The 21,215-nt window shown below is 44.1% G+C and carries 23 protein-coding genes and 1 riboswitch; of the genes, 9 read left to right on the plus strand and 14 right to left on the minus strand.

The window, feature by feature from the left end:
* The first annotated feature begins 47 nt into the window (after positions 1-47).
* A riboswitch (TPP riboswitch) is annotated at positions 48-164 on the plus strand.
* 87 nt (positions 165-251) lie between these two features.
* The 4 genes from thiW to thiE are packed head-to-tail and all read left to right on the plus strand — an operon-like array spanning position 252 to position 2,939.
* Positions 252-743 (plus strand): energy coupling factor transporter S component ThiW, encoded by a 492-nt coding sequence (thiW, locus tag VK080_RS14205; RefSeq protein WP_324225428.1) that lies wholly within the window; start codon positions 252-254, stop codon positions 741-743.
* Positions 744-755: 12 nt separating this feature from the next.
* Positions 756-1,559 carry a bifunctional hydroxymethylpyrimidine kinase/phosphomethylpyrimidine kinase gene (thiD, locus tag VK080_RS14210; protein WP_324225429.1) on the plus strand — a complete coding sequence of 268 codons (804 nt, stop codon included), beginning with the start codon at positions 756-758 and terminating at the stop codon, positions 1,557-1,559.
* Positions 1,560-2,330 (plus strand): hydroxyethylthiazole kinase, encoded by a 771-nt coding sequence (thiM, locus tag VK080_RS14215; protein WP_324225430.1) that lies wholly within the window; start codon positions 1,560-1,562, stop codon positions 2,328-2,330.
* A 3-nt stretch (positions 2,331-2,333) separates the two neighbouring features.
* Complete coding sequence (gene thiE / locus VK080_RS14220; RefSeq protein ID WP_324225431.1) at positions 2,334-2,939, plus strand: thiamine phosphate synthase; 606 nt, start codon at positions 2,334-2,336, stop codon at positions 2,937-2,939.
* 50 nt (positions 2,940-2,989) lie between these two features.
* On the opposite strand, the gene VK080_RS14225 is transcribed toward thiE, so the two are convergent.
* Entirely contained in the window at positions 2,990-3,490 is a 501-nt protein-coding gene (locus VK080_RS14225; protein ID WP_324225432.1) for a small multi-drug export protein, read from the minus strand.
* A 320-nt stretch (positions 3,491-3,810) separates the two neighbouring features.
* On the opposite strand from VK080_RS14225, the gene VK080_RS14230 reads away from it, so the two are divergent.
* Positions 3,811-4,131, plus strand: a complete 321-nt coding sequence (locus VK080_RS14230; RefSeq protein WP_324225433.1) for a hypothetical protein — start codon at positions 3,811-3,813, stop codon at positions 4,129-4,131.
* 136 nt (positions 4,132-4,267) lie between these two features.
* Here VK080_RS14230 and VK080_RS14235 read toward each other — a convergent pair whose 3' ends face one another.
* Entirely contained in the window at positions 4,268-4,405 is a 138-nt protein-coding gene (locus tag VK080_RS14235; RefSeq protein WP_324225434.1) for a hypothetical protein, read from the minus strand.
* A gap of 175 nt (positions 4,406-4,580) precedes the next feature.
* Positions 4,581-5,315 carry a MerR family transcriptional regulator gene (locus tag VK080_RS14240; protein WP_324225435.1) on the minus strand — a complete coding sequence of 245 codons (735 nt, stop codon included), beginning with the start codon at positions 5,313-5,315 and terminating at the stop codon, positions 4,581-4,583.
* 246 nt (positions 5,316-5,561) lie between these two features.
* Here VK080_RS14240 and VK080_RS14245 point away from each other — a divergent pair, with 246 nt between their 5' ends.
* Positions 5,562-6,023, plus strand: a complete 462-nt coding sequence (locus VK080_RS14245; RefSeq protein ID WP_324225436.1) for a hypothetical protein — start codon at positions 5,562-5,564, stop codon at positions 6,021-6,023.
* A gap of 572 nt (positions 6,024-6,595) precedes the next feature.
* Here the strand turns inward: VK080_RS14245 and VK080_RS14250 are convergent.
* The 5 genes from VK080_RS14250 to VK080_RS14270 all read right to left on the minus strand — a co-directional run bounded on the left by VK080_RS14250 (position 6,596) and on the right by VK080_RS14270 (position 12,415).
* Positions 6,596-7,417 carry a squalene/phytoene synthase family protein gene (locus VK080_RS14250; protein ID WP_324225437.1) on the minus strand — a complete coding sequence of 274 codons (822 nt, stop codon included), beginning with the start codon at positions 7,415-7,417 and terminating at the stop codon, positions 6,596-6,598.
* 665 nt (positions 7,418-8,082) lie between these two features.
* The gene (locus VK080_RS14255) at positions 8,083-8,601 is read right to left on the minus strand and encodes a hypothetical protein (RefSeq protein WP_324225438.1); all 519 of its coding nucleotides are present in this window, start codon (positions 8,599-8,601) and stop codon (positions 8,083-8,085) included.
* 111 nt (positions 8,602-8,712) lie between these two features.
* Positions 8,713-9,663 carry a carbon-nitrogen hydrolase family protein gene (locus VK080_RS14260; RefSeq protein WP_324225439.1) on the minus strand — a complete coding sequence of 317 codons (951 nt, stop codon included), beginning with the start codon at positions 9,661-9,663 and terminating at the stop codon, positions 8,713-8,715.
* Positions 9,664-10,321: 658 nt separating this feature from the next.
* Entirely contained in the window at positions 10,322-11,884 is a 1,563-nt protein-coding gene (locus tag VK080_RS14265) for a BCCT family transporter (RefSeq protein WP_324225440.1), read from the minus strand.
* A gap of 273 nt (positions 11,885-12,157) precedes the next feature.
* A complete protein-coding gene (locus VK080_RS14270) occupies positions 12,158-12,415 on the minus strand; it encodes a hypothetical protein (RefSeq protein ID WP_324225441.1) in 258 nt (85 codons plus the stop codon).
* Positions 12,416-12,476: 61 nt separating this feature from the next.
* Here VK080_RS14270 and VK080_RS14275 point away from each other — a divergent pair, with 61 nt between their 5' ends.
* A complete protein-coding gene (locus VK080_RS14275) occupies positions 12,477-12,923 on the plus strand; it encodes a YaiI/YqxD family protein (RefSeq protein ID WP_324225442.1) in 447 nt (148 codons plus the stop codon).
* Positions 12,924-13,166: 243 nt separating this feature from the next.
* Here the strand turns inward: VK080_RS14275 and VK080_RS14280 are convergent, their stop codons facing one another.
* Together VK080_RS14280 and VK080_RS14285 are read right to left on the minus strand one after the other, a co-directional pair.
* Positions 13,167-14,579 carry a LysM peptidoglycan-binding domain-containing protein gene (locus tag VK080_RS14280; RefSeq protein WP_324225443.1) on the minus strand — a complete coding sequence of 471 codons (1,413 nt, stop codon included), beginning with the start codon at positions 14,577-14,579 and terminating at the stop codon, positions 13,167-13,169.
* A 209-nt stretch (positions 14,580-14,788) separates the two neighbouring features.
* A complete protein-coding gene (locus VK080_RS14285) occupies positions 14,789-16,036 on the minus strand; it encodes a cytochrome P450 (protein ID WP_324225444.1) in 1,248 nt (415 codons plus the stop codon).
* 155 nt (positions 16,037-16,191) lie between these two features.
* Here VK080_RS14285 and VK080_RS14290 point away from each other — a divergent pair, with 155 nt between their 5' ends.
* Positions 16,192-16,485, plus strand: a complete 294-nt coding sequence (locus VK080_RS14290) for a DUF3219 family protein (protein WP_324225445.1) — start codon at positions 16,192-16,194, stop codon at positions 16,483-16,485.
* 115 nt (positions 16,486-16,600) lie between these two features.
* Here the strand turns inward: VK080_RS14290 and VK080_RS14295 are convergent, their stop codons facing one another.
* From VK080_RS14295 to VK080_RS14310, 4 genes are all read right to left on the minus strand, one after another.
* The gene (locus VK080_RS14295) at positions 16,601-16,831 is read right to left on the minus strand and encodes a hypothetical protein (RefSeq protein WP_324225446.1); all 231 of its coding nucleotides are present in this window, start codon (positions 16,829-16,831) and stop codon (positions 16,601-16,603) included.
* A gap of 488 nt (positions 16,832-17,319) precedes the next feature.
* Complete coding sequence (thrB, locus tag VK080_RS14300) at positions 17,320-18,207, minus strand: homoserine kinase (protein ID WP_324225447.1); 888 nt, start codon at positions 18,205-18,207, stop codon at positions 17,320-17,322.
* Positions 18,204-19,265: a threonine synthase gene (gene thrC, locus VK080_RS14305; RefSeq protein WP_324225448.1), complete on the minus strand. Its 1,062-nt coding sequence runs from the start codon at positions 19,263-19,265 to the stop codon at positions 18,204-18,206. The genes thrB and thrC overlap by 4 nt, the downstream gene beginning before the upstream one ends.
* The gene (locus tag VK080_RS14310) at positions 19,262-20,569 is read right to left on the minus strand and encodes a homoserine dehydrogenase (protein WP_324225449.1); all 1,308 of its coding nucleotides are present in this window, start codon (positions 20,567-20,569) and stop codon (positions 19,262-19,264) included. Before VK080_RS14310 ends, thrC begins: the two co-directional genes overlap by 4 nt.
* A gap of 212 nt (positions 20,570-20,781) precedes the next feature.
* On the opposite strand from VK080_RS14310, the gene VK080_RS14315 reads away from it, so the two are divergent.
* On the plus strand, positions 20,782-21,201 hold the full coding sequence (locus tag VK080_RS14315; protein WP_324225450.1) for a MarR family transcriptional regulator: 420 nt from the start codon (positions 20,782-20,784) through the stop codon (positions 21,199-21,201).
* The last annotated feature ends 14 nt before the right edge of the window (positions 21,202-21,215 follow it).

A 21,215-nucleotide genomic window follows, 5' to 3' on the forward strand; every position in this document is an offset into this window, starting at 1 on the left:
TGTACAAATTATCATTGTTGTGCTATACTAAATGCGAAAATTAAAATAAACACTGCTAGGGGTGCCCAAAAAACGTGGGCTGAGAGGAAAGGCGTTCTTAACTTTCCGACTCTTACGGACCTGATCTGGATAATACCAGCGTAGGGAAGTAGTCTGATGGCATATATCGATCAGCTATTTAAAGCCAGGTCCAGTCTATGGATCTGGCTTTTTTGATTTTCCTCCCACCCCTAATGAGAGGAGGACCCGACTTGAACCGTACTCGCCTACTGACAACGATAGCCGTTTTTGTAGCGATTGGCACTTTGGGTGCACAACTTTTATGGTTCCCGGCAGGTGTCGCGAAAGCTTACCCGGTGCAGCACGCTGTCAACGTTATGGCTGCTGTCACACTGGGACCCGGTCCGGCAGTGATCATTGCTTTTATGATTGGTCTGCTCCGTAACATGCTTGGTCTGGGCACACTTCTGGCATTCCCTGGTGGCATGGTCGGTGCTTTTCTGGCCGGCTGGCTTTACCGGGTAACAGATAAAAAAGGAATGGCTGCACTTGGAGAAGCATTCGGTACAGGCATCATAGGATCACTGTTCGCTGTTCCGTTTGCACGCATACTGCTGGGCAGCTCGGCCGGTGCGTTCTTCTTTATGCCATCGTTTCTCGTCAGCAGTATTTCCGGTGCATTGATCGGCTGGTTTGTCGTATCGAGGGTCAATCAAGCAAATTTACTTGAAAATCGTGTATAAGGAGATTTTACCATGAGCCAAATACCTGCAGCCTTAACGATAGCCGGTACCGATCCGAGCGGCGGTGCCGGCATCCAGGCTGACCTTAAAACGTTTCAGGAATTAAAGACGTATGGCACGTCTGTCATCACATCCGTCGTCGCCCAGAACACAACAGGCGTACAGGATGTTCAGCATATATCAGAGCCAATGATTAAGCAGCAATTGGAATCGGTTATTTCGGATATCCCGTTCCAGGCGTTCAAAACCGGAATGCTCGCCAATATTGATATCATGGATGCAGTTGCTGAAAAAACGTCCGTACTGAATATTCCATATATCATGGATCCTGTCATGGTGACAACAAGCGGTGATACGTTAATTTCCGAAAACGCCCGTGATTACCTGCGCGAGAACTTACTGCCCATGACGACACTGGTCACACCGAATATCCCGGAAACCGAGGTGATTGCCGGCGTAACGATACGTACATTAGACGACATGCAGCAGGCAGCCAAACAGATTGTCAGCGAATTCGGTGCAGGAGCTGCGCTTGTGAAAGGCGGCCATATGCAGGGCGGGGCAGTCGACTTTTTATATGACGGTGAAAAGATATATACATTTTCAGCAGAACGTATTGATACGACAAACACACACGGAACGGGCTGTACGTATTCAGCAGCAATCACAGCATATGTTAGCCATGGCTATCAATTACCGAAAGCAGTCAAAAAGGCAAAAGACTTTGTGACAGAAGCCATCCGTGATTCGTTTTCAATCGGACATGGAAATGGACCAACAAACCAATGGGCACATCGGGCGGAAAGGGTGAGGTAAATGAACGAAAGCATAATTCAAGAGGTACGCGAGTTAACACCGCTTATCCACCATTTGACCAATCAGGTTGTCGTGAACTTTTCAGCAAATGGTCTGTTATCATTTGGTGCCGCACCGGTCATGGCAAAAGCTGAAGAAGAAGCAGCCGACATGGCATCCAATGCTGATGGTATCCTGCTTAATATCGGGACGTTAACTGCAGATGAACTGCCGGCCATGACCCATGCCGGCCAAGCAGCCAATGAAAAAGGGATTCCTGTCCTCCTTGACCCGGTCGGTGTTGCTGCAACCCCATTCCGGACTAAAGCTGTGAAAAACATCCTTGACGAGGTGCAGCCGACCGTGATTAAAGGAAATGCGGGTGAACTCGCACATCTGGTCGAAATCCCCTGGGAAACGAAGGGTGTTGAATCTGTCGGTGACGGCAATGTCGATGAAATTGCGTTGAAGGTGGCAGAAACCTATCAAACAGCTGCAGTCGTAACCGGAAAAACAGACGTCATTTGCATTGAGGGTGAAATTTTGTATAACCAAACCGGACATTCGCTTTTAGGAAAAATAACCGGTGCCGGCTGTCTGCTCGGATCGGTTATAACGGCCTGCCTGTCAACAAACAATCCAATCAAGCATCAGGTACTGACCGCGATTGAATTTTACGGATTAGCTGCAGAATATGCGGCGAAACGTCCGGATGTCAATGGCCCGGGAACATTCCTTCCGCATTTTATCGACGCCCTATCCTTTGATCCTGCAGAGCTGGAAAGGCAATAGTTTATGAATCTGAGAAAATATTTTGTCATGGGCAGTCAGAACTGTGACCGAAAGCCGGAAGACATTCTGAAGGAAGCGGCAAAAGCTGGCATTACAGCGTTTCAGTTCCGGGAAAAAGGTGAGGACTCTCTATCCGGTCAGGAAAAATTGGCATTAGGGCAGAGATTGCGCGACATTTGTGCTCATTACAATGTCCTGTTTTTCGTAAATGATGATATTGATCTGGTCGAGCCACTGGAAGCTGACGGCATCCATGTTGGACAGAATGACATGGGGCTTGAAAAAGTGCGGGAGATATATCCTGATAAGATAATTGGATTATCGGTATCAAATCAGGCTGAGGTTAACAACAGCCCCATTCAGCTGGCTGACTATCTTGGAGCAGGCTCGGTCTTTGCAACATCATCTAAGACCGATGCCGAACAAGCAGTAGGTCTTGAGTGGATCAGAACATTAAAAAGGCAGCATCCCGATATGCCAATTGTCGGAATCGGCGGGATTACCGAAGTAAACGCAGCCTCTGTCATCAACGCCGGTGCGGATGGGGTTGCCATTATTTCAGCGATTACGAAAGCTGACAATGTGGAGGCTGCTGTTAAAAACCTTTGAATCTGAATGGGAAAGGCAAAACGGGGCAGAATCTCTTCTCCCTTTCTGCCTTATTCCATATCAAGAAGATTATTTATAAATCCGTCATATCCTGTATGGTTATATAAATAGTCAATACCGAAATGTGAAGCGATTCCTGTGACAGTCGCCCAGAAAATAATGCTGATGGTCATCCACAGGAAAATTTGCTGCCGGCCGCCTTCAGCTCCAATCGCTATCATCGCGGCCAAATGACTGCCGACCAAAACAGGTGCTACAAAAGCCAATCCGGGGAGCCCATATTTATTCCAAATGGCTTTCCCCCGCTTGCCTCTTTTTTCTGAACTTCCTTTCCCTTTCTTCTCTCTGCGCTTTTTCAGCCTTTCTTTCACACGTTCGGCCATCAATAATAGTAGCCAGATCGTAGACACATTTCCCAAAAATGCTACCACCGATACGGGTATGGCGGGCAATCCGGCTGCAACACCAATTGGAATAACTCCCAGAATCTCCATAAAAGGTGTGGCACCCAATAAAAAAATGAATAAATAGGCAATGACATAAATGAACATACTGAGAGCTCTCCCACTAAGATTTTTCGGTAACTCAACTGCGTAACCGACTGCTGAAAAATTAACATACCATTCAGGGAAAGTACAGAAAATTATTCGGTATACCCTCTGACAGCAATTGCGACTTATCCATTATAAAAATATAAAAACACGAGGCTTTATAAATGAAAACCCGGCTCTCTCCTATTTACCGAACAAATTGTGAACATTTAAGTCAAAAATTTGTGAACTTCAGCCGATTTTGTGACAACTTCAGACAAGTTCGATTTGATGAAACTTATATGCCATCGTTTCGTAATTTATTATAAGGTGGTGAGTTTATGAAGAACGCCATAATTTTTATTATAACGTTGGTAGCGGTCGCCTTGGCTAACCTGGCAGTGGCAAGCGTGTTCCATATTAGCTTTCTGGATGCGTCATTCCTGGTCGGGCTGTTTGCAGTTGTCATATTATACTATGTCAATTCATCGAGCAGCCCATTTACAAAATCAATCAATGCAGACATCCAAGGCGAAACCGGAACGAAAGTGAAAACAGAAAGCCGTTATTTTAAAAAAGGGGTATCATTTTTTGCTGCACTCTTTTACCTGATAGGAGCGGCAGTCATAACATTGATTGTCTACTGGGATTTATTTTTCTAAGATAAGACAGATTTAATGAAATAAAAACACGGGGCTCACTCCCTCTTACCAAAGATTTGAGGAAAGATCAATGGAACTCTGTACGCTTGCCGACTTCAGTATCGAACACATCATCCTGACCTCTTGAAAACAACGCTCATTCTACTGCTTTCTTATATAATGCAAAGAGTTCTTCCATCCGCTGTTGATCCCTATTAACTTTCCAGCCTTCTTCTGTATAAACATGGTAATCGTGATAAAAACTTAATAAAGATAAGCCTAGTTTAGTCCGCATAACTCACCTCCTTTCATCATCATGTCCGCTAATTATTATACGAATCCAACCCTTCAGTCATTTCAATCTTTTGACAATTATATATGCAGTCCCACTAAACGGAAGAAGGTGTCACATCTTATTTAAAAGACATGACACCTTTTTGTGTTAAATTTCGATTGGATTCCTGTGTCTATCATTTATTACGGTCTGCATACACAGCCATCGCTTCACGCATGAACGCGGCCAGACCATTGCCATATTTGTCGATGTTTTTCGTGAAGCGCTCATCATCAACATACATTTGTCCAAGCCCCTTGAACGCATCAAGTGAGTAGCTGCCGATTTTGTTCAGGTAGTCATACCAAACTTTGATGGCCGCTTGTGCTTCATCTGAATCGGGAGCTTTATGCCGGATCGCTGCAAGGTCCTGATAGATTCGGTCAAATTCCTCACCCAGTACTTTTTGTTCGTCTTTTGACATACGATTGATTTTAGTATTTGACTCATCAACCGATTTATCGCCCCAGCGTTCGCGGGCTTCCTGTTCGTATGGGTTATGTCTGAAATCAAACCCTTCAAATTTTTCCTGATCACTCATATCAATCTCTCCTTTCGCATGCTGGATCGTCTTATCAATCGTTGCAAGCATATTGTCCAGCCGGGTGCGTTCTTCCAGCAGCATCTTGCGCTGAACCTGTAGTGCCTCCCCCCTGTCAAACGATTGACTATTGAGAATCTCCTTTATTTTCTTCAAAGGGAAGCCAAGTTTTTTAAAAAATAAGATCTGCTGCAACGTTTCGAGATCCTTTTCTGAATAAATCCGATAGCCTGATTCAGTCGTCTCGGGTTTGAGCAGTCCGATGTCATCATAATGATGCAGTGTGCGCACACTGATGCCGACTAATTCGGCCACTTCTTTGACTTTCATCGGCTTAACCTCCCTTCAATTGTCACTGTAAAGTATAACGTAACGTGAGAGTCAATAGCATCTTGATGGATTTGTTCAAAAAACGATTGGATTCCAACAAAAAGCGATTTGTATTAATGTCAGAAGCAACCGTCAAACGGAAAAATCGCTGAATAAAGTCAGGTTCAACTGTTTGTTCATACGCCCATACAACTATAGACGAATCACCATATAATAACGAGAAGGTATTTTTAAGGAGGAAATTAAATGAATAAAAACCAGCCGCCATATGGCGATTCAAGAATATTTAACATACCATTGTTTCAGGATGACGGTCCAGGCGCAGGGCCTCCATTCGGCGGACCGCCTGGACAGACAGGTGTAGGACCACCATCTGGAGGGCCGCCTGGACAAATAGACGGAGGATTACCTGGATTCCCCGGTACCCAGCCGCAAATAAATGCTCCGCCTACCCCACCTCCATCATTCACACCACAACAGCCGCAAACTCAGCAGGCACAAGGAGACTTTGGCGTCTTTGCAGTTGATCCGGGAGCAATCCAGGGATGCTTATTTCAATTCACGTATATCTGGTCAAGGTGGGATTCATTCTGGTTTTTCCCAATCTTTATTGGGAGACGTTCGATTGCCGGATTCAGATGGCAGAGAAACAGATGGGTGTACTACGGTGTAGACTTGGACAATATTCAATCGTTCCAGTGCTATTAACGTAACCGTGAATATCATGCATCTTTTAAGGTGGTGTATACATCACATTAGCAAAGGAGGGATAATATCCATCAATCAGCTTTACTCTATTTCGCCTGTGTTCTGGCAGGATTTGCGCTGGCCAATGTACCGGCTTCCACGGTCATCACAGGGGGATTGGCTTCTTTTTTGAATGTAATAGGCGGAATTACCATTATCATCTTCGCAGGAGCTATCCTGTATATCGGCTTCAAATCACTGCTGAACAAATGATTCTATGACAAAAGAGACCGTGGAGGACGGTCTCTACTTTTTTCTGCTATTATTATAATCAATGATTAGTACGACTAAAAAAGCTTAGACAACAAGGTGAAATTTGACAGAAATTTGCTCCTATCGGCATATCAAATAATAATCACGTTATGATAGCGCTAAAGCTCAAGCATTCCGGATAAAAACAACTGAATTTTTAATGGATACTAACCTCACCTGCCTATTATGATTATCCAATATGATTAAATATTTCTTAACTAAAGCTATAAATTTTCTGCAGTAAAAAGAAAACCACCATTCATATCGAACAGTGGCTTTCATTAGTCATGCTTAATATCTTCAACAATCGTTTCGACTTCATCTCTGGAAATCTTTTCGCGGCCTTCTTTCAATGCCTTTACAGTGCGTTTGGCCAATGCCAGCGGAATCCGGCAAAACAGCTTAATCGTCCGGGTGTTGATATCTTTCATATATTCGTCCGCTTTAGCCAAGTTTTTCTCAGTATAACTGAACAAATCATCCCGTGTCCATCCATCCGGAACAAAACTGACACCGCGCTCGCTGTCTTCATCCTGGTTGCGCAAAATATTGACAGCTTGGAGACCCCTGCCATAGCCAATAGCAAGCTCTCGGTCTGTCTCTGTCCCATCGTACCATTCCCAAATGTCAGACAGCATGACGCCGACAAGACCCGCTACGTAATAGGTGTAATTATCCAGATCATCTTCGTTCTTGATATACCATCCTTTTTCGGCCCAGTCCGCCATACCGGAAGCCATAACGCCCGTTGACGCTTTTACTTTTTCAACAATCCCGTCCGGGCAGAGGTGAACCCAGTCGTCAAGCCGTAAACTCACTTCAGGCAGGATGGTTTCATACGGGTGCACCAATTCACGGTAAGCCTGCCCATCAAAGTCATCACGCCGCAATAATTCACTCGTTACTCGGAGCAGATGCTGCTTTGATTCCGTATCCAGCTCTTTATGATCTTCAATCTCATCAACAGCACGCATGCACAAATAAGCTGACCCGACCGTTTGGTCCAGCGGTGACTTCAACAATGTTATCGGAATGTAAAATGTCCGGCTTGTCTGTTTCAATATGATATTCGCATCTTTTTGCAGTTTTTTCGCTTCACTCAACGGTGACGCCTCCTTAACACTATTTTTATTATACCAAAAAATATCCGTAAATAATATGAATATCATGTGAGAAAAAAAGAGCACCCTAAAGGTACTAAGTCGTTCACTTACCGAGTAAAAAACTCAAAATATCAGTATGACTTTCATATGAAATTGCAACGTTTTTAGACCAATGTTAACAGGTTAATTAACCAGGAAATTGACTCATTAGAAAACATGACTTTGTGGCGGTCTTTGTTATTAAAAATAAAACAGCTCAGTTCACATTAACTGAGCTGTTTTATTTGATAGATTTTTCAACAATCACACCCTATCGTATGATGGAAGACCGAGGATAGAAAATAGCCCATAGATCAATTCACTAAAGCCGTTGGTGAACGCCGAAAGATTAAATGTCCAAGAGCTTAAACCAGCCAAGTACTCATATGGTAATAATAACAATTCAGAGAAACCCCACCCGGAGTATTATTGGAATAAAAAAGCCAAAACCTCAAACATCTTAAAGAACACCTATTCGGTTTATTTCCTTTATTATCATTCATGACAAAGCCTCTATACCTAATTCAGTATGGTGTTTTCAAATTATTCGACTCTCGTTTCCATCTTACCCCTGCTTTTCAGCATGGTGGCATTCGCTTCTTCCAACCTCCCATATCCTTTAGGACTTAAACACGTCCGTTCAAAGAAATATCCTTCTTGTTAATCGTTTGTTTTGTATCCCTTCTATGGGTCAATAATGCGGTCATCAAAATAATTACAAATCCAGCCAGCAACCACGAATAGTAAACCGGCAGATATTGAAAAAGCAATACAAACCAGGCAAAAAACAGAGAGGCTGGGCTAACGGCTTTAAGAAGACTATAGAGAGCCTTAACAATACCCACCTTATATAACGGTGTAGCCTCCAATAGAAAAATGAATGGGTTGAAAAAGGTTCCGAACGCAAGGGGAATCACTGCATACATTGGAACTCTAGCATTCATTCCAAATTCCAATAAATATACTAAACTGATTGAAAAAGCCTGCATAAAAAAATCCAAATGGGCGGCCTTTAGCTTCCTGGGATTTGTAAACAACAGCCTGACACGGGGATTGTTAAGATAATATATTGCCCCAAGTGGCAGTGATAAAATGAGCCCTACTATAAAAATAAAAACCGCCCAGTGTATAAGAAAGATGTTCATTTCCTGCTCCTCCTATCTATTGGCATTTAAAAACTTACCTCCCTTACAAAGCTGATTTTTCAAGATATATCACCATTACGACGTCTCTGAATTTGCGCCAGCTTAAAAAACTTAAGAAGTCTTTTGTTTAGCTACTACATTTTTATACCAGCGCTTTCCATGCCAGCGTTGGTATGTCCAGGCGAGGGAAGGGGCCAATCCGCGGTCATGAAGCCAATATTTGTTCGGTATATTTTTCTGGTATTTTGTTCTGCCTATTTTTACATTCGCCATCACGATTCCTTGCCCTTCGTGACGGTCGCGAAGGGCGATTATTTCACCTTCGCCATCGACAATCATTGAACCAGCTTCGTAGTGCCCCTTATAATTCATTGGTGTCCATGGTAACGGACATTCAATTGTGCCGACATGAGCGGCATGAATGATTGGAGCACCGATGTATGTTGCAAACGACCGTACCGATTCTAAGGCGGTTTGTTCATTTTTCTCTTCCCAACGGTTTGTTACTGACTTCGGTACCCATGATGGCACACTCCACCAACAGCTCCCACCGACAACAATGTCGACTTTTTCCTGTAATCTTCTTGCCGTTTGAGAACGCATAAACTCCCAACACAAGGCACTCCCAACAGTGTAATCAGACATTTTGATAATGCCGTCGTCTTCTCCCCCAATGTAAAAGCAATTTTCCCACATCGTCGGTAGATCTTTATCATGTCTGCCCAAGATTCCCTTTGGCGATACAAGATAAAATGTATTTCGAACAGCACTGTCTTCACCTCGTTCGAGAAATGAACCACCTACGATCGCTTCATATCTTTTAGCTATTTTGAGCAACAAGTTCAATGCTTTGCCATTAGGTGGTTGAATGGCATCTGCAATACGTGGATTAAACGCCATTCCAGTCGTAAAAAACTCAGGGAGTATGATCCACTTTGCTCCTTTTTCCCCAGCTTCGTTTGCCATACTTTCGCACGCTGCCATATTTGCATGTAGATCGCCAATTTTAGGATCCAACTGAATGGCAGCCACTTTTACTTCATTGCGATTGTCAATTTGCATCCTTATAGGCTCCTTTATAAAGAAATATTGTGTTAAGGGGTAATAGATCTAATTATGACAAACAATCATTTTGAAAAAACATACAGGACCCGTTCCTCTTTTTGGTTCGCATGTGATTTTTACATTAGCTTTCCAAATGCAAATATCCAGTTGTGCCTACGATCACCTGTCGCAACGCACATAAATACGGAAGTCGCTCAGTAACCGTTTTCATCTCCGCCATTCGAGAGCGGCACGACTGGTCCCCACCATCCCCGGTAACGAGTCGGGTGCCGTATTACTAAGGCGGTGAACGGTGTTCTTGTTCTCGGATCAACGGCCTCTAATGCTTCGATACCTGCACCACCTTGCTTGAATAACTTTGTTAATTTTTATGATAATTCCCATGACCCGTGATGTTCAATTCCTTATTATATAGGTGAACAGTGACTGTCCCCCGACGATTGTCGATTGGCGACAAACATTGATTGCAGCAATTTAGATAGGAGGGATAAAAAAGTATCGCGCTCATTTATGACTCGTTGGATGACCCATAAAGTTTGAACGTTCTTATGTCAAAAAAATAGCGTACTAAATGTTATGTGATTTAGCACGCTAAATATAATATGATTTTATATTTTCTCCACCGTAAGTGATCTATTTATAAAGGTATCCCACTCTACTTTTTATGAGCAATTTTAATTGGTCTTCCTTTTCGCGGACGCTCCCACATCAGACCTTGCTCAAGCGCCATTTTTTTTGCAATTTGAGGTGCATTCCATAATGGCGGCAATAACAGGAACGAGACCGGAACAGCCGTTATGACAATCGAATTTTGAATCGCTGTGATGCTGCCTTCTCCGATTGTCAGAATCATCATCGTCGTTCCACCGAAAATCAGTGCCCAGAAGACACGCAGCCAGCGGGCGGGATGATCATTGCCTGTTAGCGTCACCGACACCGTATAGGACATCGTATCGGTCGTGGTTGCCACGAAGACAATCGATATGATCAGAAACGCTACGCCCATAACCACCCCCATCGGCAATTGATCCATAATTGCCATGACAGCAGCAGGCATGCCCGCTTCGTTCAGCGCATTCGAGATAGACCCGGGATTTTCCCTTTCATAGGATACACCGGTTCCCCCGACAACCGAGAACCAGAAATTCGTTACTAACGGTGCGACAATCGATACCGCCATGATTAATTCACGAATCGTTCTGCCGCGGGAAATGCGGCTGATAAAGATAATCAGCATCGGGCCATAGCCGATAAACCATCCCCAGAAAAAGATGGTCCATGCACCGAGCCATTCACTATCCCCACGGTAAAAATTCATCGCAAAGAAGTTATCCAAATAAAAGCCCGTTCCACCGATAAATGCGTCAATAATAAACAACGTCGGACCAATCAAAAGCATAATAAATCCCAGCAAAAACGTCATGCCAACATTGACACGACTCAGCAATAGAATTCCCCGGTCAACCCCCGTCGCAGCTGAAATTGCCGCAATCACGGCCAAAACAACAACAACCAGAATGCTTACTGACACTGTATTTGGAACACCGAATAAATGATTAAGCCCGTAAGCTATTTGCAAACCGAGAAACCCTAGCGGTCCCAATGTGCCCGCGGCTGTTGCAATAATGGAAAAAATATCAGCTGCAGACCCGAGAACACTCTTATGAAAGATTTTTTCCCCGAATACCGGGAATAACAAAGCTCTGGGCCGCATCGGATAGCCTTTGCTGTAATGTACATACATCATGACAATGGTGGCCAATGTCCCCAGTATCGCCCAAGCCAAAAAGCCCCAATGCATAAAGCCTTGAGCAAACGCGGCCCATACATTATCGAATTCGCCGCCGCCAAACAATGGTGGCGTCGTCATGTAGTGATACATCGGCTCAGAGGCTGCCCAGAACACACCACCACTTGCCAGAAGGGTTACTAAAATCATGGCAACCCAGCGATAATAACTATATTTCGGCTTATCCATTTTACCCAATTTGACCCTTCCATACCGTGAAAACGCCAGGAATATGCCAATTACAAAATTACCAAATAACAATACCTGCCAATACGCTCCAAAAATATCCGCAGAATAGTCAAATAACGTTGTAATCCATTTTCCAACCGCTTCACTGTTAATGAACGATAAGACAATAAATAAAATCAAAAAACCGCCACTGACGGCAAAAACAGTCCAATCCGTTTTAACTTTCTTTGATTCTAGCACGTTTTTCCTCCCATTTTTTAGGAGCAAGTGTCTATAACACGTGCTGTCATTACAGACCGTTGGATGGAAAATGATTATCCTTTGCACGAACCATTTGTCGACTCTATCTCTCTAAAAACCACCGGCTTGCTCGTGTTATTTTCAAACATAGTTCCCAATTATAGTTTCGATTTAAGATCTCGTCAATAAGAAAAAATAGTGAGTTATCACAAATCATGATTTATGTGCGTTTTTCCAGCAAAGCCATGGCCAAAAAGCCGACGCCCATACCAATCATTGTACCGGCTGCCACATCCCCCGCCCACATGCTAATGCCAATACCGACATTGTTGATATTATCTTTAGCGTCGTGCGTAACAAATTTGCCAAGCCCCGCTTGTTGTAAAGAAAATTTTCATCAAACAGCAGCGTCAGACCTTTAGCCGCTGTTACCGGGTTAATGTTGAACATATCGGCAGGCTTGTATTGAGAATGTACTTTTTCATCCGGCTTAAAGTTTTCATTGAGGTCAGCAGTTGCTTTTCCGGCCACAGTGGTTTAACAGGTTAACATCTGCTAAAATGACGGTATATACATGGCGGAGGAGATTTTCATGAAAGTTTACGTTGATGCAGATGCCTGTCCAGTTAAAAATACAATCATATCGGCAGCCCAGGACTTCGATGTACCGGTTGTGCTCGTGAAAAGTATTTCCCATTTTTCACATGATGACGAACAGCCCGGTGTCGAGACCGTATACGTGGACACCGGCGCTGAAGCTGCGGATTACCGGATTATACAGCTTGCACAAACAAGGGATATCATCATTACACAGGATTATGGACTGGCTTCACTCGGACTTTCCAAAGGCTGCACTGTCCTGCATCATAAAGGATTCGCTTATACAAATCGGAATATCGATCAGCTGCTGCAAACTCGTTACGCAAATGCCAAGGCACGCAAAAGTGGAAAGCGGACTAAGGGCCCAAAGGCGTTTACGTCTGAAGATGAAATGAAATTCCGAAACCTTTTTTGGAAGACGCTTGAAGAAGCACGTTAGTCCGATAAGTATTTGGTTGTTCATGATCGTCACCTGCTTGTTCAAAAATGTTTCAACAAATACACAGCTATACAATCGTATCAAACCAAAAAAAGCGATAGCAAAATGATAATATTGCAGTCGACATAGTTGAAATTTGATTGATATCTATCGAATACAGTTGATATTTCCCAAATTTGCTTGATATCACGTTTAATAGAAAAAAACCCTTTGAAACGGGACTCCCGGCTCAAAGGGCTCTGATTACAACTTCCTAATCCTGAAATTATCCTGCAGCACCGGCCAATTTTGCGGAAATGGGGTTCCGAGCGCCCAATAGCTCACACCTCTCAAACCATATGCCTTTACCGTATCATATTTGGCCTGAACACTGCGGGCATCTTCAAACCAAACTTCATGTTCCTGACCGTTTTCATCCACATAACGGAAAAATGGTGACTGGTACGTTTCATCATACTGAATGAGTACGCCATACGTTGCCGCAAGCTGTACCGCTTCTTTCGGACTCACAGTACTTGCAATCGTACCCTCAACCCACGGTATCTCCCAATCACGTCCGTATAAAGGCATGCCCATCAGGATTTTATCCCGTGGAATCACGGTCACAGCATAATCCAGTACATCTCTTACCTCGTTAATCGGTGCAATCGCCCATGGTTCACCGCCAGCCCAGCCCCATTCATATGTCATCACTATCACGAAATCGGCAATCTCCCCGTGTGCCCGATAATCATGGGCTTCGTATAACAGTCCCTGCTGGCCAGCGGTTTCTTTTGGTGCCAAGGCTGTCGAAACCAGAAACCCTTCCGGATGCAGCCTGTCAACCACACGCCTCAGAAAATCATTGTAATTCTCACGGTCTTCCGGATAAACATATTCAAAATCAAAATTAACACCCGCATATCCTTTTGCACGCATCATTGCCAACAGATCGGTGATTAATTGCTCCTGGACTTCAGGATTACGCAATACAACCGCAGCCAAATCCGAATTAAACTCACCTTGGGTAAAATTGGTCACAACTAGTAAAGGTGCAACTTCATTAGCCCTGGCCGCCTCGAGAACCGGCTGTTCCGGCAGTTCTGTAAGCGAGCCGTCATCACGGATACTGTACATAAATGGCGAAATATAAGTGAAATAGCTGCCTAAACGCAAAACTTCGGCCATCCCCTGTTCATCCACTCGTGTTGTATAAGCATTCACTTCTGTAACCGGTCTTGCGGTTACAGGAATCCTTAATGATTGTCCCGGAAATATCAGACCAGGCTGTCCTATATCATTGGCCGCAATAATTTGTTCAGGACTTACACCGTACTGCTGAGCAATTCCCCATATATACTCGCCTGCTTGAACAGTGTGCGGAAAATAAGGATTCGTCAGCATTTGACCTGTATATATCAATGACGGATCCGTAATATTATTCGCTGCAACGAGTTCCTGAAGCGTCACCCCAAACATTTGTGCAACCGCCCATAATGTATCCCCAGGCTGAACAACGTATTCACGGCCAAGTTCCGGAATAACCAATGACTGTCCAACAACCAGCACATCCGGATTATCCAATTCATTTAACAAAACAATTTGATTGATATCCACCCCATAATTTTGTGCAATCTGCCATAACGTATCGCCACGTTGCACGACATGTATTTGCATCGTTTTTCCCCCATTTCGCATGCTCTACATACCATCGTATTCATGGAGTGATTGTCCCAGTAACAAATCAGGGAGAAATTTCAAATTCAATTCTGTTAGAAAAATTGTGGCTTATCACCAAGCCTTAGTCCGGCTTAAGCGAGTGGGAAAATTTATGCTTTCCCATCCCACAAACAAAAAACGCCCCACTAACAGGGACGTTTTCATATCTATTGACTTATGACATCACGCATGATAAACCTGCTCTTTGGGATCGATGGGATTCGTACCATACTAAAATTCAAATTTTGTTTCGGAACTTTATAATCAATCCGTTTTGCCAAAAATGCCAGACTCACGCTCATGATATCAACGGTTATCCATTCACCCGGACAACGATGCCCGATATCATAATCACCGCCGCCTTGCGGAATGAAATCAAACGGACTGCCTCCCCATTCCTTAAATCGCTCCGGCCGGAACTCATCCGGTTGATCCCATAAATCCGGATCACGGTTGGTGCCATAAACATCAAGCAGGACGAGTATCCCTTTCTTAAATTTATGGCCACCCCAATTGAAGTTATTTTGAACTTTTGCACCTAAAAACGGGCCAAATGGATAGTAACGGCGGACCTCCTGAACAAATATCCGGGTATATTCTTTATCGCCTTCCTGCAGTTTTTTCTTCGTTTCAGGAAAATCATTTATTGCCAGAGCGCCGAATGTCACGTAACGCCCAACAGCGACAATCGGCCTTACAATATTAAGGAGTTCCACCGCCGCTGTCTGCAGATCCAGCAGGCGGCCCTGCAAGTCACGGTGCCAGGCCATCGTATATAAAGCGGTATCTTCACGCGGATATCGTTTTCCATCCCGAACCTGTTCAATAATTGTCCTGATCCATCGCTCGGACCGGTTTCGTGCTGTCCTTCCTTGCCAATGTCTTGGGCCGACTGCGCCAAACGAATCAATCATCGCCGATAAATCTCGTGTACGCTGGTTCAGTTCGTTTGCCCACAGCGGTACACCGGCCCATTCACAGGCAATGCGGCACATGATTTTTTCAACTTCGGGAAATAAGACAATCCGGCGTTTCTGGTGCCAGTCCGCAATCGCCACTTCCCATTGCTTTTCCGTGATCGCCATCAATTCACTGATTCGATCGGACGTCATCAGTGACATAAACATCCCTTTCCGGTGTCTATGCGCCGCCCCTTCCTGGACATGGACACCGTTCTTCCCGAATAATGACTCTTTAATACGGTTTGGCACTGCACCTTTTCGGGTAAATTTTTCGTCATCATAAAAAACTTCCGCTGCTTCCTCACCACCAATACAAATCGCTTTCTGCCCCAGCAATCTAGTTTGGAAAATATTTGACTGAAACCGCCGGCGCCTATTGGGAATATAGTTATAACCCTCTGATAGCATTGTGATCGTATTATCCAAAACCTTTTCACGCGGAATTGCCATCATTGCTGACCCCTTTCCTGGATGATGTTCTTCTACCTTTTCTTTTGCCCTCGGACAGAAATTTTATTCCCCTTGCATGCTGTACGTTTCAAAACATGGCAGGCGGCCATTCAAACCTGTTACAATTGAATGAATTCAAATGTCAAGAAGGTGAGCTAATGCCGGAGAAAATTATCATTAATGGTATGGAAATCAACGCGTCCAACGTTCAGGTCGACGCCATCACAAAGAATGGAAAAAAACTGACTAAGCTCCGTTTTGACTTTAATGTGACACACGAAACGTATCATGATGTCACGACCTTACTATACAAAAATGATTTTGTTATAAACGTTCCGGAGAAAAACCTTGAATTCCCTGCTGTCATCAGTAACTATTCGACTTCAATCACCAATTTGTACGAAGCAGGAGCCGTGGGGGATTTTAAACTTGAACTGACAGAAAAAGAATAATTTAACCGAGGAGGGGTGTTTCCCCTCCGACCTGCCGATTGTCTTCCATAACACATACATTTAAAAACACTGAAAAGCCCCCATCATAGTTGAGGGGGCTAATCTATTAGTAATATTAATGTTTTTTTCGATTGTTATCATCAGTATCGAATTCAACTTCTGAATTTCCGTTAATATAGACTTTTAAAATGTTAAAATTGCGGTTTTTATTTTTTAAATCATTTTCGCTCTCGTTCTCGTTATCTGCATGCACGTCGTTGTCGAAATCAACATTATCTTTACCTTTCGAGAAGAAGTACTCTTGGTTACCATCCTTATCAAATTTTTTATCATACTTTCTCCACATCTCCATAACCTCCTTTACTTCTGATTTAATTGTATTTTATTCATAAATAACGTATATGGAATGGCTTGTGTCTTAAGGTACCAGCTTAATTATATGCAGCCTTGCCAGCCTCAGAATAAACCGACGTATTCAAGGAAGTGCTCCTTACCTGAACACTGCCAATTCTCATTTCCTTTTGATTTGATATCTGTTCTTCAACAGTTAGTAAGGCACACATAAAAACCACACAGGTGCAAATGACTGCTGTGTGGATAGTTATCATAATTTAATTAATCTATAACGGACAGTGACCAGGGCTAACTGACCCTAAATGTCCGATTCGGTTCAACTAACATTCAGCGGGGAAAAGCGCCCCGCTGAATGAAGTTTCACTTTATCCCGCATGTAATGGTCAGTAATCCGCCAAAATACGGCGGCTAACTGACCCTAAATGTCCGATTCGGTTCAACTAACATTCAGCGGGGAAAAGCGCCCCGCTGAATGAAGTTTCACTTTACGACCACTCCTTCATGATCTATCTGTAGTAACGCTATCTGATAATTAGGCAGCAGATCTTTACAATAGTGGAGGATGGCCTCTCCTTTTCCTTTTGGGGCAAATGACATCATAGTTGGTCCCGACCCGCTAATAACCGTTCCGTAAGCACCGGACTTTTTTGCTTCGCTGCGGATGTTATCATAATGTGGAATCATATCTTTCCGGTATGGTTCATGAAATAAATCCCTTTCCATCATCCTGCCTGCCATCTGAAAATCACCCGAAGCAAGGGAGGCAATCAACACATTGCTGACTGCACTTGCTGAGGCGGCACGCTCCCTCGTATACGTATCAGGCAAAACGTTTCTGGCAGCTTTTGTCTCCAAGCCGTCATCCGGGATATACACCACTACATCAACCCCAGGAACGGGCAATTGAACCCAATCTATCATCCGTTCCGTGGCAGTCGATATAACAAATCCTCCCATTAAAGCCGGTGCAACATTATCCGGATGCCCTTCAATTTCAGTGGCCAACGTGAGCTTTTGTTCACGCGTCAGGGACAAACCACATGCCTGATCAGCCAGTTCAATACCGGCAACAATCGCCGATGCACTGCTGCCAAGCCCACGTGCCAGTGGTATATCACTTCGGACAGCCATTTTACACGCAGAAAGTTCTTGTCTCCAGCGTGATGCGATGTCACGAGCGATCTGTACAATAAAATGATCATCAGTCCTCACGAGCTCCGGCAAATGTGGTGAGTGCTGTTCAATCTCCCATTTGTCAGAAGCTGAAATATCGAGCGTTAAATATAAATTCAAAGCCAAACCCATTGAATCAAAACCCGGCCCAATATTTGCCGAACTTGCCGGAACACGTATCCTGAAAGGCCTCATGATGTCACCAGCTTTTCAATATAATCCGTGACGGTTTTTTCATCATTCGGCAGCGTAACCGGCTCTTTATCCATTTGATCGATAGCCGTCTGTGGATCCTTGAGTCCATTACCAGTTAAAACAGCTACAACCTTTGACCCCTCAGCAATTGTGTTTTGCTGCCGCTGTTGGATAACGCCGGCAATCGATGAACAGGAACCCGGTTCGGCAAAGACTCCTTCCGTCGCTGCCAACAACTTTTGCGCATGGGCGATTTCAGCGTCGGTCACCGAGCCAATTTTGCCGTCGGATTCTTCCCGTGCCTCTACAGCCAGATTCCAGCTTGCCGGATTGCCGATCCGAATGGCTGTTGCGATTGTTTCCGGGTTGGGAATCACTTCGTTCCGGACAATAGCAGCCGCGCCATCTGCTTCAAAACCGTACATTTTGGGGCGCCCTGTCCGTTTTATACCATCGTATTCCTTGAACCCTTTCCAGTAGGCACTGATATTGCCGGCATTGCCGACAGGAATCGCGAGAATGTCAGGTGACGAACCGAGTGTATCGCAAATTTCAAAGGCGGCGGTTTTTTGCCCTTCCAGCCGATATGGGTTGACCGAATTGACAAGTGTCACCGGCGAGGTTTCGCTTAGTTTCCGGACGATTTTCAGGGCGTCGTCAAAATTGCCGTCAATCTCGACAATATCGGCCCCATACATGACCGCCTGAGCCAGTTTTCCGAGTGCAATTTTGCCTTTTGGAATAACAATGATCGCCCTGATACCGGCTCGGGCTGCATAGGCTGCAGCTGAGGCGGACGTATTGCCGGTTGAGGCACAAATGACCGCATTACTGCCTTCTTCAATCGCTTTGGCAACAGCAAGCGCCATCCCCCGATCTTTAAACGATCCGGTCGGATTAGAACCTTCCACTTTGCCATATAAGTCAATACTTAATTGCTCGGACAATGCCGAAAATCGGATGAGTGGGGTATTGCCTTCCTGTAACGAAATCTCAGGTGTTTTCCCTGTAACAGGCAAATAAGATTGATAGTGTTTGATCAAGCCTGACCACGTCATGCCTCAGCATCCCCTTCTACTTTGTAAAAGCTCTTGATGTCAGGCACTTCATCAAGCTTGTTAAGTGCACCCAATGCTTGTTGCATCTTTTCCAGTGAAGACCTGTGTGTAATGACGACAATTTCTGCCGTGTCAGCTTCTTTTGACGGATTTTGCAGAATTTGTTTAAAGCTGATGTCAAACTCGTTAAATAATGACGATATACGGGAAAATACACCCGCTTCGTCTTTTGCATGGAAACGAATATAGTATTGGCCGAAACGCTGATCTACCGGCTTTAATTCCTTCTTAAAGCGGGGCTCGACAAATTGGCTGCCCGTCACACCCCGGTGCATATTCTTAATGACGGTGACAACATCGGAAATGACCGCCGCGGCAGTTGGCATGCTTCCCGCACCCGCGCCGTAAAACATCGCTTCGCCAATCGCCTCACCATATACATAAACAGCATTATATTCATTTTTGACATCTGCGAGTGGATGGTCCTTAGAAATGAGCGCCGGTTCGACATTCACTTCCACTTGCTTCCCGTCAAATTTCGCAAATCCGATCAGCTTCATGGTAAACCCGAGATTATCACCATGCTGCAGGTCTTCCAGTTCAATGCCCTCTATTCCGGTTACGTCGACATCTTCCAAATCAATATATGTCGAAAATGCAAGTCTGCCAAGAATCGCCATTTTCCTGGCAGCATCAAGCCCCTCCACATCTGCTGCCGGATCTGCTTCAGCAAAGCCAAGTTCCTGAGCTTCTTTTAAAGCATCCTCATAGCTGACACTTTCATGATGCATTTTCGTTAATATGTAGTTCGTTGTGCCGTTCACGATTCCCAATAATTGCTCAATATGATCTGAAGCGAACCCATCAGTAATCCCTCTTAGAATAGGGATTCCACCAGCAACACTGGCTTCATAATAGAAGTCACATTTATTCCTGGCCGCAGCTTCATGCAACTCAGCACCATACAGGGCAACTAAATCCTTATTCGCTGTGACCACATGTTTTTTGGCTTCAAATGCCTTCAGAATCGCTTCACGGGCTTCTTCGATACCACCCATCACTTCAACAATGACATCAATTTCCGGGTCATTTAAGACGTCATCAGGGTTCGTTGTGAGCACTGTCCCATTGGTTGCAGCATCAACATCACGTGTTTTATTCGGATTACGGACCAATGCGCTTTTAACATGGACATTACACCCGAGCTGATGAGCGAGTTTTGCCTGGTGCTGCTCAATAAGGCTTATAACACCTGAACCAACGACGCCGACACCTAACAAACCAATCGATACCATATTTTTCAAATCATCACCCCATATTCTGTTTAACAATATTTTATACATTTAAACACGAATAGCGACGTATGGCAATAGCGAATTTTTGAACGATTTCATTTTTATAGCCGAAGAACCGGGAATGACTTGATTCAGTTGACATACGTTACATCATCATATTACAATTAGTTTTAATTCAAATTAAACAAATTAAACCTAAATGCGATGGAGAGCGATTGTTTATGGAAGAAAATTTATCATTAAAAGCGTTTGTTGTCCTGATGAAAGCTGCAAAATCTTTAACCGAATACGTCAAAAAGGACATCAGCCGGTATGATATGAAAACGAGCGACTTTGCTGTGCTGGAAGCCTTATATCATAAGGGAAACCTGACTGTAAAACAGATCTCTGAAGCGGTGCTCATCAATGCCGGATCCATGACGTATGTGATTGATAAACTTGAAGCCAAAGATTTGCTCGAGCGCCGGCCGTGCAAGGATGATCGCCGTGCTGTATATATCCATATCACCGAAAAAGGTAAGCAGCTGATGAACGACATTTTTCCCAAACACCAGGAAGCAATCGAAGAAGTTTTTCAAGAACTGACGGCGGATGAAAAGAAAACGGTTATCGATCTTCTAAAGAGAATCGGACAAAGATAGATGATGACAGAAAG

The sequence above is a fragment of the Lentibacillus sp. genome, from assembly GCF_035301925.1.
Taxonomy (GTDB): Bacteria; Bacillota; Bacilli; order Bacillales; family Amphibacillaceae; genus Lentibacillus.